The sequence below is a fragment of the Streptomyces sp. NPDC003011 genome (assembly GCF_053591515.1).
On the sequence record NZ_JBSFTY010000095.1, the window covers coordinates 1 to 14,939 of the forward strand.

The following is a 14,939-nucleotide window of genomic DNA, read 5'->3' on the forward strand; positions in this document are numbered from 1 at the left end:
GTGGCGTCCGCCGTGAAGGGCGGTGTCACGGGGCAGCGGGACATGGGCATGGCGCGACTCCTCGGGTGCGGGTACGTGGGCTTTCCTGCGCCGGCCTGCAACTACACCTGTGGGGAGGAGAGTTACGTCGAAGCCCTTGTGGGCATGGCCGCCTGGAAGGAGTGTGGGTGGTGGGAACGCCACCGCGGAACGCTCCCGTCGGGACTTCTGGACATCGCCGAGTTGGAGTGGCATGCCGTCCGCGTACGAACCGCTCAGGTCATGCACATTCCGGGACTCCTCCAGACCGAGGCATACGCCCGTGCCGTCTTCGCTGCCGTGCTGCCGCCACTGAGCCGTCTGGAGATCGAGCTGGGTGTCGCGCACCGCATGGAGCGCAAGCTGGTCTTCGAGCGGCCGGAGCCGCTGCCGTACGTGGCATACGTCCACGAATCCGCCCTGCGCATGCCGTACGGCGGCACTCAAGCGACCCGGGCAACAACTGCTTCCGCCTGGGCACCGACCCCCAAGGCAACGCCTACATCGCCATAGCCGGTGCCGAGGACGCCTACCTCACCGACTCCCGCGAAGCGCTCCGCACGATGATCCTCGACATCAAGGCGGGGAAAGCGGACCACCTGCTCTGACCCGGAAACGAGCCTGCACTACAACTACTTCCGCCATTACGACCCCGAAGCCGCCAGATATCTCACCCTCGACCCCCTCGGACTCACACCGGCACCCAACCCAGACATCTACGTCCACAATCCGCATGTCTGGACCGATCCGCTGGGACTCATACCATGCGAGGACGCGGAGAAGAATGCAGCGGCCAGAAACGAAACTGTCCTGGGCAAGGATGTACCCCTACGCGAGGAGGCGAGCGTCGTCAGTGCCACAAGCCATAATTACAGAGCCGCGTTTTTCGCGGCTCATCCGACCAAGGGAACGTAGTAGTTCATCATGCTATTGAGCAGCAGGTCCTACGGCGCTACCCAGGGCTGTTCTCTCCGGACGAGATTCATTCTCTGGAAAACCTTCGCGGAATACCGAAGGGTGATATCAATAGCCGCATTCACTTGAGTGAGGTGCGCGTGGCCTGGAATCGATTCTATGATGCGCATCCGAGCCCGACGCGGCAACAGGTACTGGATCACGCTACGGCCATTGATGATACGCTCGGAAACTGGTTCAGCCCTCGTATCAGGTAACGACAGTCAAGGAAGACAGTATCATGTGGCGCGAACTGCTGGCGGAATTCGATGACATCGAGCTACACAATCCGGCAACGGAAGGCTCCCTGTCCGACATCGAAAGCCGCCTAGGGCAACAAGTTCCCCATACACTTCGAGCTTTTCTCGGCGAAACTGACGGAATCGAAGCCAACTTCGGTACGGAATTGGTGTGGACGTCCGAGAAAATTATGGCCGAGAACGCGGCGTTCCGTAACAACGAGCAGTTTCGCGCCTTGTACATGCCGTTTAAGCCACTGATGTTCTTCGGAGACAACGGAGGCGGGGATCAGTTCGCATTCGTTCGGATCCCGGCGAGGGATGACGTATTCGTCTGGGACCATGAAACAGACAGTCGCACATGGATCTCTCCCTCCTTGGAGAGCTTCTTGAGAAGGTCTCTCGCCAGCGGCGGCGAGGACTGGTACCGGCAATAATCTACAAGAAATTGATGTCTGTTCTCCTCGCCGAGGATCAACCCATGTCATTAGGGCCTCCGCCTGCTGGTTGCGGGATCTCAAGCCAGCCCGCCTGGTCCCGCCCGCCAAGCCGGACGGGGTGCGCTACGAATTCGACCACGACAAGGAACTGCGGCTGACGAGAGTCACCAAGCCGCAGGGCCTGACCTGGACCTATTCCTACGACGCGGCCGGACGCCTGGCCGCAGAGACGGACTTCGACGACCGCACCCTCACCTACACGTACGATGCGGCGGGCCGCCTGACCTCCCGCTCCAACGCCGTCGGCGAAACCGTGACCTTCGAGCGCAACGAGATGGGCCAGACGATCCGCAAGGACGCGGCCGGGCAGGTCACGACGTACGCGTACGACCTGACCGACCAGCTCGCCCAGGCCGCCGGCCCGGACGGCACCACGCTCACCCTGCTGCGGGACCGCTACGGCCGGGTGCGCTCGGAGACGGTCGACGGCCGCGAACTGACGTACGCCTACGGCGAGTGCGGGCCACTACGACCCCGAAACCGCCCGCTACCTGACCCCCGACCCTCTCGGGCTCGCACCGGCGCCCAATCCAACCGCCTACGTCCACAATCCGCTGGAAGCGATCGACCCTGAAGGTCTCACGCCATGTCGCCAAGCTGTCGCTGACGAATTCAACGTCCCGCGCAGGGCGGTGATCGAACCAAGAGTTGTATACAGAGGGGATGCCCGACCGCCTGAAGAGGTATTCCAGAACGGCTTTTCGCCGAAGGGTGTTAATGAAGATATTGGGAAGTATAGCCTCCATGACACGCCATCCAACTGGGTTGGTACCAGTAAGAGCGCCAGCGAGGCGGGTAACTTCCCGCAGTCGGCAAGGGGGCGTGGTACTTGGGTGTACGAGATTCGCGGTAACGGCTATGGTGTGGACGTCAATAAGGCGCTCGGAGGTGCCATTAGATCCTTCATAAACGGTACAGGATTTCCATCGGAACGGGAGGTCATCTTCAGGAGTGTTGATGCGAGTAACATTGTCCGTGCGGAACGCTGGCGTTACGGTTTGCGTACAGGGGAAGTTGTCGAGAACCCGGGATACGTCGAATGAACGAAGAGTTCCCCATCTGTGTTCAAGTGGATGGTCGGGAGAATGAGTGGCGGATGCTGGTTGAGGGGGACGGTCCTTGGCGTCTTCGACTGGTTTCTCCCGCCGGTGTCGAGTCGACCGCAACTGGTGACAACGTGTTCGAAGCGTTGCGGGCGATGAGGGCCGATGTTTCATCTAGAGAAATCATCATCTGCTGTAACGGATCTCGGGTCGACGTCAGGCCGTCAGGGCTGTCGGCATCCCATGGCGCCTGGATGGTCTACGTTCTCCGCATGTGGCGTCCCCCGACGGTACGTGACCTCGTTCCGACCTTCGGCTACGCCCCTGCTGGGAGAATAGGTTCCGTAGAGAAGCAGGACGCCTACTGGGCGCGTCACCTGAAGAATAGGAAGAATTGGCTCAACTTCATCAACCCGATCTGGTGGATCTATTTCTTCACGGCATCCTGGGGCAAGCCTCAATGGCAAGATCACTCGCACTCTTCGGCCGGGTGCGGGAACGGCTGATCCGAGGCACGGGTGCGGCGCCCCCCGTAACGCCGCACCCTGCGCTCAGTTCAGCTCGCTGAGTTCACCCCCCGCCCTGCCTACGGCAACCCGTGCACATGCGCCCCCACCGCGTTGGACCACGCGTTGCCCGCCGCCGCGTCCCAGTTCGTCGACCATGTCATGGCTCCCCGCAGGTCCGGATACGTCCGGGCCGGTTTGAAGGAGCCGCAGGACGCGCCCCGGGTCAGGCAGTCCAGGGCCGCGTTGACCACGGAGGGGGACACGTATCCGCTGCCCGCCCCGCTCGGTGACGCCGGCAGGCCGAGGCCGACCTGGGACGGGGACAGGCCGCCCTCCAGCTGGATGCAGGCGAGGGCCGTCAGGAAGTCCACCGTGCCCTGGCTGTACACCTTGCCGTCGCAGCCCAGCATGGAACCGCTGTTGTAGTACTGCATGTTGACGACCGTGAGGATGTCCTTCACGTTCAGCGCGGTCTGGAAGTAGGCGTTGGACGTGGACTGCATGTCGATCGTCTGCGGGGCCATGGTCAGGACCATGGACGGGCCCGCCTTCGCCGACAGGGCCCGCAGCGCCTGCGTCATGTACGTCGCGTTCAGCCCGTTCTCCAGGTCGATGTCGACGCCGTCGAAGCCGTACGTCTGCATCAGGGAGTACACCGAGTTCGCGAAGTTCGTCGCCGACGCCGAGTCGTTCACGGACACCGCGCCCCGCTCGCCGCCGACCGAGATGATGACCTTCTTGCCCGCCGCCTGCTTCGCCTTCACGTCCGCCTTGAACTGGTCGACCGTGTAGCCGCCCAGGCCGGCCGAGTCCAGGGTGAAGGTCACGGCGCCCGGAGTCGTCGTCGCGTCCGCGAAGGCCACCGCGATGATGTCGTACGCGGACTGCACGTCGGAGAGCCTCTGGACCGTCGCGCCGTTGTTGAAGTTCTGCCAGTAGCCCGTCACGGCATGCTTGGGCACCGTCCCGCCGCCCCCGCCGCCACCGGAAGACGTCCGCCCCGTCACCGCCGCCGACTTCGCCGACTCACCCGCCGCGTTGGTCGCCGTGACCTGGAAGGAGTACGACGTCGAGGCCGCGAGGCCGGTCACCGTCGCGGACGTCCCCGTCACCGCCGTCACCTTCGTGCCGTCGCGGTAGACCTGGTAGCCCGTGGCGCCGGAGACCGTGCTCCACGTCAGGGAGACGGACGAGGAGGAGGTCCCCGACACGGCCAGGCCCGCCGGTGCCGCCGGGACCGTCGGCTCCGGGTCGCCGCCGCCGCCACCGCCGCCGTCCGGGCCGTACACCGACACGTCGTCCGCGTAGTAGGCGGCCTGTCCGTACCAGCCGTGCGTGTACAGCGTCACCGAGGTCGTCGAGGAGCCGGTGGTGAACGTGGTCGAGAGCTGTTTCCACGACGACGAGTCAGGGGTCCAGGCCGAGACGTCCGTGGTACCCGTGCCGGTCACGCCCAGGTACGCGTACCCGCCCTGCACCCAGGCGCTCAGCGTGTACGTCGAGCCGGGCCGCACCGCCACCGTCTGCGTGCACCGGGCGTTGTCCTGCCCGGCCGGGGTCGCCTTCAGGGCGGCCGAGCCGCCGTGCGCCGGGGACGCGACCGTCGTACCGCTGCCGGCGGAACAGGTCCAGCCGGCGGTGCCCGACTCGAAGCCGGCGTTCTTCACGTTGTTGACGTCCGCCGCGGCGGACGGGCCCGCGCCCGCCAGTTGGGCGGTGAGAGCGACAAGCGTCGCGGCGAGGGTGCCGGCGAAGGTTCGTGTCCGTCTGCGTCCGGGCATGCCTGGGTCGCGGTGCACTGGTGCCTCCGGTGGGGGAGAGGGACGGGGAACGACGGTGGCCACCGCTGCCCCTACAAGTTGGTCCAGACCAATTCGCCTGTCAAGGGTCTCGCGGTGCGGGCCGCGTCAACTCGGCCGGGAGACCGAAGGTGTTGCGGCAACTGCGCCCCATCTGGGCTGAAATCGCCGCCTTTTTGGCTGCGAACGCCAGCAGGAAGTCACAGAAACGCTGTTCTCCGGTCACAGGGGCGTGGATACAGTGCTCAGGAAGTCACGCAGTGAAGTCGACCGGGTGCGCCGGAGTGACGCCGGACGGGCCCACGGGCATGGGGATTCGGGAGCTGCGCGTGCCAACTGCCATTGCTGTGACCAGCGCCGACATGGCGCTGCCGCCGCAGGACGACCGAACCGTGCCCGCCGCCGTCCTGCCGGACCTGGACCGGCAGCCGCTCGACCGGTCGCTGGCCGCCCTCCAGGCGCTGATCGACCAGCACGGGCATGTGATCGTCGTGTGCTCGCAGGCCGTCCCCCGGGCGGTCGAGCGACGGCTGCACACCGTCCGCTCCCTCCTGGAGAGCGACCGGATCGCCCTGTTCCGGCCCGATCTGCCGCCCCTCGGACTCGCGGTCCTGGCCCGCCAGTTGCGGCAGCTCGCCTCCTGCGACCTGAGCCCCGGCGTGCTCGCCTCGGCCGCCCGGCTGCTCACCCACTACCTGCACGCCGGCGCTCTCCTCGGCTCCGTCGCACGACTCGACCGGGTGCCCGTGGGCCTGAAGTCGCACGCCAAGTCATGGATGCCGGGCAGCCAGTTCGGGGTGCTCGCCCACCCGCAGCCGCAGCTCGTACGCATCGCGCCCGGCGCGACCCTCGCGGGCCCGGAGTTCGCCACCTCCATGCTGGTCGCCCGCGGGCAGCTGCAGTCCGACTGGGTCAGCGCGACCCTGGCCACGTCCTGGAGCGTCCAGGGGCTGCGCGAGGTCCCGCTGCCCGCCGAGTCCGCGCTGTGGTGGGGCACCGGCAAGGTGATCGAGTTCTGCGCCTTCCTGCCCGACCTCTCGGTCCTCTACCAACTGGTCACCTCGGTACGGCAGAACATCTGCCACTGGTGCGGCATCGAGGTCATCGGCGACCGCTGCGTCTTCTGCTCCGCCACCGCGCCCCCGCCGGCCGCGTCGGCCGTGCCGCCCGGCCACCAGCACCACGCCTCGGCCCTGGCGCCCGGGTCCCGGACCCGCCCGGCAGCCCTGTCGCCCGGGTACCAAAACCACACGTCACCCGCGTCACCCGCGTCACCCGCGTACCGGAACCAACTGCCCGCCGGGTGAGCCGACCCGGACCCCTGCCTCCGCCAGACCCAACCCCCCCGATGAGGTTGTACGGTTCATGAACTCCCGTCAGCGCCGCGGCGTGATACTCCTGCTTCTGTCGGTCCTGTGCGCGCTCGGCGCCTTCGCCGGCGTGCTGTCCGTCATCAACGACGTGCAGTCCAAGGTCGGCCCCGAGGTCGCCGCGTACCGGCTGAAGACCAGCGTGCCGCCCTACACCAGTCTCAGCGCGGGCCAGTTCGAGAAGACCGAGATGCCCGAGCGCTGGCTGCCGGACACCGCCGTCACCGACCTCGCCGACATCCGCGGCAAGATCGCGGTCACCACGCTGAAGGCGGGCTCCCTGCTGCAGAGCGACATGATCGTCGACCAGCCCGCCCTGCGGCCCGGGCAGCAGGAGGTCGCCATCATGATCGACGCGGCGACCGGGGTGGCGGGGAAGATCACGCCGGGTGCGACGGTCAACGTGTACGCCACCTTCGAGGGGCAGCGGGAGGGCGACCCCGCCCAGTCCAAGGTCATCGTGACCAACGCCAAGGTCATCGACGTCGGCCGGCTGACCGCGCTCAAGCCGGACGAGAGCGACCGCACCCGGCAGGACACCGAGGCTGTCCCGATCACCTTCGCGCTCACCACCGTCGACGCCCAGCGCATCACGTACGCGGAGTCGTTCGCCGAGGAGGTCCGCCTCGCGCTCGTGGCGCCCGGCACCGACACCACCGTCCCGGAGCAGGACCGCACCTACGAACTCGCCAAGGACAAGTGAGAGGCCGCCATGCCCACGAGGATCCTCCCGGCTGTCGGCGACGCGGACGCGGTCCGTTCCCTCACCACACTCCTCAGCCAGCTCCCGGACGCCGAACCGGTCGCCCCGGTGGCGGACTCCACGCAGCTCATCGACACCCTCGCCCGCCTCGCCGCCGAGTCGATCGACGAACTGCCCGAGGTCGTCGTCGTCCACGAACGCATCGGCCCGGTGCCCGCCCTGGAGCTGATCCGTGAAGTCGCCCTGCGCTTCCCGTCCGTGGGGGTCATCCTCGTCACCTCCGACGTCAGCCCCGGCCTCTTCCAGGCCGCCATGGACTACGGTGCCCGCGGCCTGATCGCTCTCCCCCTCGGCTACGAGGAGCTGGCCAGCCGGGTCCAGGCGGTCGCCCAGTGGTCGGTGGGCGTACGACGTCATCTGGGCGCGGGCGCCGACGTGTTCACCGGCGTCGGCGGGACCGTCGTCACGGTGAGCGGGTCCAAGGGCGGCGTCGGCGCGACCCTCACGGCCGTCCAGCTCGCGCTCGCCGCCCAGGCGTCCGGACGCAGCACGGCCCTGGTCGACATGGACCTGCAGACCGGGGACGTCGCCTCCTACCTGGACGTCCAGTTCCGCCGCTCGGTCGTCGACCTGGCCGCCATCACCGACATCTCGCCCCGCGTCCTCGCCGACGCCGTCTTCCGGCACGACACGGGCGTCGCCCTGCTGCTCGCCCCCGCCGAGGGCGAACGCGGCGAGGAGGTCACCGACCGCGCCGCCCGCCAGATCGTCAGCGCCCTGCGCTCCCGCTACGAGGTCGTCGTCGTCGACTGCGGAGCCCAGCTCGGCGGCGCGGGCGCGGCGGCCGTCGAGATGGCCGACACGGCCCTGCTGGTCACCACCCCGGACGTGGTCGCGGTCCGGGGTGCCAAGCGCACGGTCCGGATGTGGGACCGGCTGCAGATCCGCAAGGCCGAGGAGACCACCGTCGTCGTCAACCGCCACACCCGCGGTACGGAGATCCAGCCGCCGTTGATCCAGAAGATCACCGGCACGGCCGTCGCCGCCACCGCGATCCCCGCCAACTTCAAGGAACTCCAGGGCGCGGTCGACGCCGGCCGCGTCCACGAACTCGACAGCAGGAGCACGGTGAAACAGGCCCTGTGGGGGCTCGCGGCGGAACTGGGCCTGGTCAAGGCCCCCGAGGGCGCTGCCCGGCGCGGTAGCCGCTCCCGGGGCGACCGGGGCGAGCGGAGCGACCGGCGCGCGGCCGGCTTCCGGCGGCGCAGAGAACTCGGGGGGTAGGGATGCGGGCGTCCGTCATCGGGCGGCGGGACGGCGACCGGGCCGCCGGCAGCGGCCGGGCCGGCCGGCGCGACGCGGGCCAGGTCACCGTCGAGTTCCTCGGCATGACCCCGCTGATCATCCTGACACTGGTGCTGATGTGGCAGTTCGTGTTGCTGGGATACACCTTCACGCTGGCGGGGAATGCTGCGGACGAGGCGGTACGGGCGGCGACGGCGGTGCCGGAGGGGGAGCGGGGTGCGGCGTGCGAGCAGGCGGGCCTGGACAAGCTGCCGGGCGCGTGGACGGGCGAGGTCACCTGCGCCACCAGCGGTGGCTATGTCACGGCCGACGTCATCCTGCACGTCCCGGTGCTCTTCCCTGGCTCCATCGGTTTCCCCTTCGACGTGACGGGCCACGCCGGTGCCGTGGAGGAGGTGAAGGACTGAGATGCCGTACGACGACGGGAAGGGCCGGGTCCGCCGCGGGGGCGGCCGCTGTGGTGGCCGCGACCGGGGCCAGGTCGCTCTGGAGTACCTCGGGTTCATCCCGATCCTGATCCTGGTCGCGATGGCGGGCGTACAGATCGGGCTCATCGCCTACACCGCCCAGCAGGCCGGTACGGCGGCCCGGGCCGGGGCGCGCGCCGCCTCGCTGGAGGAGAGCGCCCAGCAGGGGTGCCAGAACGCGGTCAGCGGCTGGCTGGCCGACGACACCACGTGCTCGCAGGCGTACGGCGCCGACGAGGTCACGGTCACCGCCACCATCGCGATCCCGCAGTTCGTCCCCGGCTGGGACTTCGGCACCGCCCAGAAGACCGCCACCATGCCGCTCGACCACTGAGGAAGCCCATGAGCCTGCGCTCACGCATCAACTCCCCCGAGGAGAACGGCAACCGGGGCGAGGACGGCCACCTGGTCTCCTCCTACCGGGCCAAGCTCCTGGAGGAGATCGACCTCGCGGAGATGAGCGCGCTGGCGGCGGCCGAGCGCAGGGCGCGGCTGGAGCGGGTGCTCGGGCACATCATCAGCCGGGAGGGCCCCGTCCTGTCGACGGTGGAGCGCTCCCAGCTGATCCGCCGGGTCGTCGACGAGGCACTCGGCCTCGGCATCCTGGAACCGCTGCTCGAAGACGCGTCGATCACCGAGATCATGGTGAACGGCCCGGACGCGATCTTCGTCGAACGCGGGGGCCGCGTCGAGCAGTTGCCGCTGCGCTTCCCCTCCCACGACCAGCTGATGCAGACCATCGAGCGGATCGTGTCGACGGTCAACCGGCGGGTGGACGAGTCGAATCCGATGGTGGACGCCCGGCTGCCCTCCGGCGAGCGGGTCAACGTGATCATCCCCCCGCTGTCCCTCACCGGCGCCATCCTCACCATCCGCCGCTTCCCGCGCTCCTTCACGCTCAGCGAGCTGGCCGGCTTCGGCTCGCTCGACGAGCACATGCTGTATCTGCTCGCGGGGCTGGTGCAGGCGCGGTTCAACATCATCGTCTCGGGCGCGACGGGCACCGGCAAGACGACCCTGCTGAACGCCCTGTCCGGGCTCATCCCCGACACGGAACGCATCATCACCATCGAGGACTCCGCCGAACTCCAGCTCCAGCAGCGGCACGTGGTCCGGCTGGAGGCGCGTCCGGCGAACGTCGAGGGCAAGGGCCGTATCACCATCCGCGACCTGGTCCGCAACTCGCTGCGGATGCGCCCCGACCGGATCGTGGTCGGCGAGGTCCGCGGCGGGGAGTCCCTCGACATGCTCCAGGCGATGTCGACCGGCCACGACGGCTCCCTGGCCACCGTGCACGCCAACAGCGCCGAGGACGCGCTGATGCGGCTGAAGACCCTGGCGTCCATGTCCGAGGTGGAGATCCCCTTCGAGGCACTGCACGACCAGATCAACAGCGCTGTCGACGTCATCATCCAGCTGACCCGGTTCGCCGACGGCGTCCGCCGCGTCACCGAGATCGCGGTGCTCGACAGCCGCGGCAGCGAGCCGTACCGGCTGGTCACCGTCGCCCGCTTCGACGCCCGGCCGATGGCGGCCGACGGCCGGATCCACGGCGCCTACCAGCACTTCCCGCTCCCGCGCCGCACCGCCGACCGCCTCTACATGGCGAGCCAGCCCACCCCCCAGGCCTTCGGCGTGGCCCAGTCCGCAGATCAGCTAGCCATCCGAGAAGCCAGGTAGGACCGCCCCCATGGATCTCCAGACCCTCGTCACGCTCACCACCGGCGTCGCCCTGCTGACCTGCGTCCTCGCCGTGACCGGCGTGCACACCTACGCCAAGGGCAGGGCACAGCGGGCCGCCCTCGTCGAGCGTCTGTCGGCGGCCGGCCAGATCCCGGTGACCGGCCGCCGGCGCCGCTTCCGCAACCTGGACCGCCGGCTGCGCGGGACGAAGACGGGCCGGAAACTCGAACTGCGGCTCGCGGCGACCGGCCTGGACATCACCCCGGGGGAGTTCTTCGCCGGGATGCTGGCCGGGGTGGCCGGCCTGTGGCTGATCGGCCAGGCCACCCTGGCGCCCTTCTTCGGCCCGATCGCCGGGCTGCTGGGCATCTGGGCGGCCCTGCAGTTCCTGACCTGGCAACGGCAGAAACGCATCGAGAAGTTCATCAACCAGCTCCCCGAGATGTCCCGCATCCTGGCCAACGCCACCCAGGCGGGCCTCGCCCTGCGGACCGCGATCGGCATGGCGGCGGAGGAGCTGGAGGCACCGGCCGGCGAGGAACTCGCGAAGGTGGCCAACCAGTTGGCGATGGGCGCGACGATGGACGACGCGCTCGGCGAGATGGCCGAGCGCCTCCCGTCCCGCGAACTGGTCGTCCTGGTCACGACGTTGGTCCTGTCGAACCGGGCGGGCGGCCAGGTGGTGAGCGCCCTGCGGAACCTGACGGAGACCCTGGAGGAACGCAAGGAGACCCGGCGTGAGGTCCGCACCCAGCTGTCCCAGGTGAGCATGACGTCGTACGCGGTCCCGGTCCTCGGGGTCGGCTCGCTGTTCCTGATGAACGGGGTGAAGGACGGCGCGCTGGACCGTATGACGGGCTCCCCCGTGGGCCAGACGGCGGTGATCGTGGCGTTCGCGCTGTACGCGGTGGGCTTCATCCTGATCCGCCGCCTGTCCCGCATCGACGTCTGAGCGGCCGAGAGGGGATCGCGAGCGATGGCACTTGTGCTGGCCCTGCTGATGGGCCTTTCCGTGTGGGGCGCCTTCACCGGCATCCGCATGTACCGGGCGGACGCGAAACTGCCCAGCGACCTGGTGCTGGCCCTGGAGGTCGGAGCCACCCGCACCGGTGCGATGGACTCCGTGATCGACCGCCTGGGCATGCGCTACGCCCCCGCGGTGCTGCGGCTGATGGGCCCCGGACAGGTCGCGAAGTACCGCCGCAAGATCGACCTGGCGGGCAACCCCGGCGGCCTCACCATCGACCGCTACGCGGCCCGCCGCGCGGTCTACGGCGTCCTCGGCGGCGTCGGCTTCCTGGTGTTCCTGCTCCGGGGCGACGTCCTGGTGGCCTTGTTGCTGCTGGCGTTCGGCGCCTTCTGGACGGAGGTCGGCATCTGGTCGGCGATCCGGATCCGCAAGGACGTGATCGAACGGACCCTGCCGGACTTCCTGGACGTGCTGGCGGTCGTGGTGAGCGCGGGCCTCGGCTTCCGCCAGGCCCTGGACCGCGTCGCCTCGAAGTACGAGGGTCCCTGGGCGGACGAACTGCGCATTACCCTCCGTCAGATGGACCTCGGCATGAGCCGCCGCCAGGCCTTCGCGGAACTGCGCCGCAGGAACGACTCCGAACAGGTGGCGATGTTCGTGACGGCGTTGCAGCAGGGGGAGGAGCTGGGGGCGCCGATCGTCGACACGCTCGTGTCCCTCGCCAAGGACATGCGCCGCACAGACGCCCAGAACGCCCGCCGCAAGGCCGCCCGCGCGGTCCCCAAGGCCACGATGATGATCACGACGTTCATGGTCCCGGCCACGATGATCCTGCTGGGGGCGGGGCTGCTGCTCGGCTCGGGGACGGACTTCGGATCGATCACGGGGGAGTAGGGGGGAGGGAGACGTGAGGGCGAGGACGAGAACGAGGGCGACGACGGGGACGCCGAGGACTGGAACGCCGGCGACGGGGACGCCGACGACGAGGACGCCGACCGAGGGCGGTCATGCCCTCCGGGAACGGGAGGTTCCCGCGCGGGAGGGGGCAGGCGGGACGGGGAGTGCCGGTGCTCGTGATTCCCATGGTGCCGGTGGTGCCGGTGGTGCCAGTAGTGGCAGTAGTGGCAGTAGTGGCAGTGGTCCCGGTGGTGCGGGCCGGGAACCCCTCCCTGAACACGGACCGCACCCCGCGACCGAACGCGCACCGGACCCCGCCCCGACGACCCCGACCGCCCCGCCCATCCCCCTCCAGGTCAACGCCCTCCAGGCCATGTGCCGTCACGTCTTCGGCTTCCGCCTGGCCATGATCGCCGTAGCCGCCCCCGCCGCCCTCCTGAACGCCGCCCCCGGCCTCGGTGTCCGCCTCGTCGGCGCCGCCGTCGTCGTCACCTTCATGGGCTCGTACGTCCTCTTCAGGGACTGGGAACGCTTCGGCCCCCTCCTCCTGCGCCACCCCACCCTGCTGGCCGCGGACACCCTCTTCGGCTCCCTGCTCCTGGTCTCGGCGGGCCCGGACACCACCCTCGCCTACGTCAGCGTCTGCACCCCGCTCCTCGCCGGCATCGTCTACGGCTGGCGAGGAGCCGCCGTCTTCGCCTCCCTCCAGTCGCTGATCCTGCTGCTCGTCCAGGCCACCCTGGGCGACGCCCGCGCCGGCCTCGCGGAATCCCTGCTCCTGCCCGGCTTCTGCGTCATCACGGGAGCCGTGGGCTCCACCCTGCGCAACCTGATGCTCCGCTTCGGTACCGCGACCCAGGCCCTGACCACCGTGCAGGCCCGCCTGGCCGCGACGGAGGCGGTGAACGCCGAACGGGCCCGCCTGGCCAGGGAGATGCACGACTCCGTGGCCAAGACCCTGCACGGCGTGGCCCTCGCCGCGGACGGCCTGGCGCACTCCGCGGGCGCCCCGCGCATGGATCCGGATCTGATCAAGCAGCAGGCCGAACTCGTCGCCCGCTCGGCACGCAGGGCGGCCGCCGAGTCCCGGGAACTCCTCGCCGACCTGCGGAGCGGGCCGGATCCCGGCCACACCACCGACATCCTCACGGAACTGGCCGCCCGCACGCACGACTTCGGCACCCGTACCGCCCTGCCGACGGCGTACCACCCCACCGGCGACCGGACGGAGCCCCCGCCGCCGGTCCCGCCCGCCGTGGCCCGCCACCTCCTCACCATCGCCACGGAGGCCATGGAGAACGCCCACCGCCACGCCGCCGCTACCCGCATCGACGTCCACGCGGGAGTCCACGGCGGCGTCCTGCGCATCAGCGTCCACGACGACGGCCGCGGCCTCCCCCCGGACACCACCCTCGAAGAGCTCCGCCGGTCGGGCCACTTCGGCCTGGTCGGCATGGTCGAGCGGGCGGCATCGGTGGGCGCCCGCATCCGTATCGGCAGGGGCACGCACCTGAAGGGCACGGAGGTCCTCCTGGAACTTCCCCTGGCAGCACGGCCCCCCGCAACCCCGTGACGAGGAATCCGATGACGTCGACGTACCCGAGAACCCCACCGCCCCCCGCGCCCGCCACGACCGCCGCGGCCCCGCGCCTGCGGGTCGTCGTGGCCGACGACAACCCCGTGGTCCGAGCCGGCCTGACCGCCCTGCTCTCCGGCCGCGCGGACCTCACGGTCGTGGCGGAGGCCGCGGACGGCCACCAGGCCTGCGAGGCGACGTACGACCACCGCCCCGACGTCGTCCTGCTGGACGTCCGCATGCCCGGCATGGACGGCATCGCGGCGCTCCCGTACCTGGTGGGGATCGCGCCGGTGATGATGCTGACCTACAGCCGGGAGCCGGAGACCGTGGAGGAAGCCCTGCGCCGAGGCGCCGGCGGCTACCTGGTCCACGGCGAGTTCACAGCCGACCAACTGGTGTCCGCCGTACGGGACATCACGGAGGGCCGCCCCCACTTCACCCCCACGGCGGCGGGAGCGCTGCTGGCGCGGCTGCGTGCGACCAGTGCGACCGCATACGAAGTTCAGCCTTCCACTTCTTCTCGCCAGCAAAGGGAACTACCGCCCGTGCCAGGCGATTTACCCTTCCCGCGTATCCCGTCGCCTCCCAATTCTCCGGAAAGCCCTTCACGAGTGCAACCGGGTGTGGGACAGTCGGATCGGTCGCGGTTCCGGCTGAGTACGAGGGAGGCGGAGATCATGGACCTGATCGCATCGGGCATGAACAACCAGCAGATCGCCGCCGCCTGCTTCATCAGCGAGAAGACGGTCAAGAACCACATCAACCGCATCTTCGCCAAACTCCACAGCACGAGCCGCACCGAGGCGACAGCCAAGTGGCTCCGCGGGGCGGGGTGACCAGTGCTGACGCGAGGGGAGGGCGGCGGGGGCCGTTTCTGGGCCCGGAATTGGGCCCACGGGCCCT

15 protein-coding genes and 3 pseudogenes are annotated in these 14,939 nt (G+C 69.3%); 17 read left to right on the forward strand and 1 reads right to left on the reverse strand.

All coding sequences use genetic code 11. From position 1 onward, the window contains the following. Nucleotides 1-261: 261 nt before the first annotated feature. From ACWD0J_RS34495 to ACWD0J_RS34525, 7 genes and pseudogenes are all read left to right on the forward strand, one after another. Nucleotides 262-414: pseudogene (locus ACWD0J_RS34495) on the forward strand (Scr1 family TA system antitoxin-like transcriptional regulator); the annotation flags it as partial. A gap of 17 nt (nucleotides 415-431) precedes the next feature. Next, complete coding sequence (locus ACWD0J_RS34500) at nucleotides 432-626, forward strand: hypothetical protein (protein WP_451499831.1); 195 nt, start codon at nucleotides 432-434, stop codon at nucleotides 624-626. Further along, a pseudogene (locus ACWD0J_RS34505) lies at nucleotides 625-798 on the forward strand (RHS repeat-associated core domain-containing protein); the annotation flags it as partial. The gene ACWD0J_RS34500 and the pseudogene ACWD0J_RS34505, both read left to right, overlap by 2 nt. Nucleotides 799-1,213: 415 nt before the next feature. Next, entirely contained in the window at nucleotides 1,214-1,648 is a 435-nt protein-coding gene (locus ACWD0J_RS34510) for an SMI1/KNR4 family protein (protein ID WP_451499802.1), read from the forward strand. A 112-nt stretch (nucleotides 1,649-1,760) separates the two neighbouring features. Continuing rightward, nucleotides 1,761-2,198: pseudogene (locus tag ACWD0J_RS34515) on the forward strand (hypothetical protein); the annotation flags it as partial. A 145-nt stretch (nucleotides 2,199-2,343) separates the two neighbouring features. Further along, nucleotides 2,344-2,754 carry a scabin-related ADP-ribosyltransferase gene (locus ACWD0J_RS34520; protein WP_451499803.1) on the forward strand — a complete coding sequence of 137 codons (411 nt, stop codon included), beginning with the start codon at nucleotides 2,344-2,346 and terminating at the stop codon, nucleotides 2,752-2,754. Continuing rightward, the gene (locus ACWD0J_RS34525) at nucleotides 2,751-3,260 is read left to right on the forward strand and encodes a hypothetical protein (protein ID WP_451499804.1); all 510 of its coding nucleotides are present in this window, start codon (nucleotides 2,751-2,753) and stop codon (nucleotides 3,258-3,260) included. The genes ACWD0J_RS34520 and ACWD0J_RS34525 overlap by 4 nt, the downstream gene beginning before the upstream one ends. A gap of 80 nt (nucleotides 3,261-3,340) precedes the next feature. Here the strand turns inward: ACWD0J_RS34525 and ACWD0J_RS34530 are convergent, their stop codons facing one another. Beyond that, nucleotides 3,341-5,044 carry a chitinase gene (locus tag ACWD0J_RS34530; protein WP_451499805.1) on the reverse strand — a complete coding sequence of 568 codons (1,704 nt, stop codon included), beginning with the start codon at nucleotides 5,042-5,044 and terminating at the stop codon, nucleotides 3,341-3,343. Between the two features lie 326 nt (nucleotides 5,045-5,370). Between ACWD0J_RS34530 and ACWD0J_RS34535 the strand changes: the two genes are divergently transcribed. The 10 genes from ACWD0J_RS34535 to ACWD0J_RS34580 are packed head-to-tail and all read left to right on the forward strand — an operon-like array spanning nucleotide 5,371 to nucleotide 14,872. Next, on the forward strand, nucleotides 5,371-6,369 hold the full coding sequence (locus ACWD0J_RS34535) for a hypothetical protein (protein WP_451499832.1): 999 nt from the start codon (nucleotides 5,371-5,373) through the stop codon (nucleotides 6,367-6,369). Between the two features lie 58 nt (nucleotides 6,370-6,427). Next, complete coding sequence (gene cpaB / locus ACWD0J_RS34540; protein WP_451499806.1) at nucleotides 6,428-7,135, forward strand: Flp pilus assembly protein CpaB; 708 nt, start codon at nucleotides 6,428-6,430, stop codon at nucleotides 7,133-7,135. Between the two features lie 9 nt (nucleotides 7,136-7,144). Then, complete coding sequence (locus ACWD0J_RS34545; RefSeq protein ID WP_451499807.1) at nucleotides 7,145-8,419, forward strand: AAA family ATPase; 1,275 nt, start codon at nucleotides 7,145-7,147, stop codon at nucleotides 8,417-8,419. Between the two features lie 2 nt (nucleotides 8,420-8,421). Further along, entirely contained in the window at nucleotides 8,422-8,847 is a 426-nt protein-coding gene (locus ACWD0J_RS34550) for a TadE/TadG family type IV pilus assembly protein (protein WP_451499808.1), read from the forward strand. A gap of 1 nt (nucleotide 8,848) precedes the next feature. Beyond that, nucleotides 8,849-9,241, forward strand: a complete 393-nt coding sequence (locus ACWD0J_RS34555) for a TadE/TadG family type IV pilus assembly protein (RefSeq protein ID WP_451499809.1) — start codon at nucleotides 8,849-8,851, stop codon at nucleotides 9,239-9,241. A gap of 8 nt (nucleotides 9,242-9,249) precedes the next feature. Then, complete coding sequence (locus ACWD0J_RS34560) at nucleotides 9,250-10,587, forward strand: CpaF family protein (RefSeq protein WP_451499810.1); 1,338 nt, start codon at nucleotides 9,250-9,252, stop codon at nucleotides 10,585-10,587. 10 nt (nucleotides 10,588-10,597) lie between these two features. Beyond that, on the forward strand, nucleotides 10,598-11,542 hold the full coding sequence (locus ACWD0J_RS34565) for a type II secretion system F family protein (protein WP_451499811.1): 945 nt from the start codon (nucleotides 10,598-10,600) through the stop codon (nucleotides 11,540-11,542). Nucleotides 11,543-11,566: 24 nt separating this feature from the next. Beyond that, complete coding sequence (locus ACWD0J_RS34570) at nucleotides 11,567-12,454, forward strand: DUF5936 domain-containing protein (RefSeq protein WP_451499812.1); 888 nt, start codon at nucleotides 11,567-11,569, stop codon at nucleotides 12,452-12,454. Nucleotides 12,455-12,467: 13 nt separating this feature from the next. Beyond that, nucleotides 12,468-14,030 carry a sensor histidine kinase gene (locus ACWD0J_RS34575; RefSeq protein ID WP_451499813.1) on the forward strand — a complete coding sequence of 521 codons (1,563 nt, stop codon included), beginning with the start codon at nucleotides 12,468-12,470 and terminating at the stop codon, nucleotides 14,028-14,030. Between the two features lie 11 nt (nucleotides 14,031-14,041). Then, a complete protein-coding gene (locus ACWD0J_RS34580; RefSeq protein ID WP_451499814.1) occupies nucleotides 14,042-14,872 on the forward strand; it encodes a response regulator transcription factor in 831 nt (276 codons plus the stop codon). Nucleotides 14,873-14,939: the final 67 nt, after the last annotated feature.

What these genes read in the sequence shown, in the direction of transcription:
- ACWD0J_RS34550 (WP_451499808.1), top strand. Translation starts at nt 8,422, where the DNA reads ATGCGGGCGTCCGTCATCGGGCGGCGGGACGGCGACCGGGCCGCCGGC.
- ACWD0J_RS34535 (WP_451499832.1), top strand. Translation starts at nt 5,371, where the DNA reads ATGGGGATTCGGGAGCTGCGCGTGCCAACTGCCATTGCTGTGACCAGC.
- ACWD0J_RS34525 (WP_451499804.1), top strand. Translation starts at nt 2,751, where the DNA reads ATGAACGAAGAGTTCCCCATCTGTGTTCAAGTGGATGGTCGGGAGAAT.
- ACWD0J_RS34565 (WP_451499811.1), top strand. Translation starts at nt 10,598, where the DNA reads ATGGATCTCCAGACCCTCGTCACGCTCACCACCGGCGTCGCCCTGCTG.
- ACWD0J_RS34545 (WP_451499807.1), top strand. Translation starts at nt 7,145, where the DNA reads ATGCCCACGAGGATCCTCCCGGCTGTCGGCGACGCGGACGCGGTCCGT.
- ACWD0J_RS34530 (WP_451499805.1), bottom strand. Translation starts at nt 5,044, where the DNA reads ATGCCCGGACGCAGACGGACACGAACCTTCGCCGGCACCCTCGCCGCG.
- ACWD0J_RS34580 (WP_451499814.1), top strand. Translation starts at nt 14,042, where the DNA reads ATGACGTCGACGTACCCGAGAACCCCACCGCCCCCCGCGCCCGCCACG.
- ACWD0J_RS34510 (WP_451499802.1), top strand. Translation starts at nt 1,214, where the DNA reads ATGTGGCGCGAACTGCTGGCGGAATTCGATGACATCGAGCTACACAAT.
- ACWD0J_RS34555 (WP_451499809.1), top strand. Translation starts at nt 8,849, where the DNA reads ATGCCGTACGACGACGGGAAGGGCCGGGTCCGCCGCGGGGGCGGCCGC.
- cpaB (WP_451499806.1), top strand. Translation starts at nt 6,428, where the DNA reads ATGAACTCCCGTCAGCGCCGCGGCGTGATACTCCTGCTTCTGTCGGTC.
- ACWD0J_RS34570 (WP_451499812.1), top strand. Translation starts at nt 11,567, where the DNA reads ATGGCACTTGTGCTGGCCCTGCTGATGGGCCTTTCCGTGTGGGGCGCC.
- ACWD0J_RS34560 (WP_451499810.1), top strand. Translation starts at nt 9,250, where the DNA reads ATGAGCCTGCGCTCACGCATCAACTCCCCCGAGGAGAACGGCAACCGG.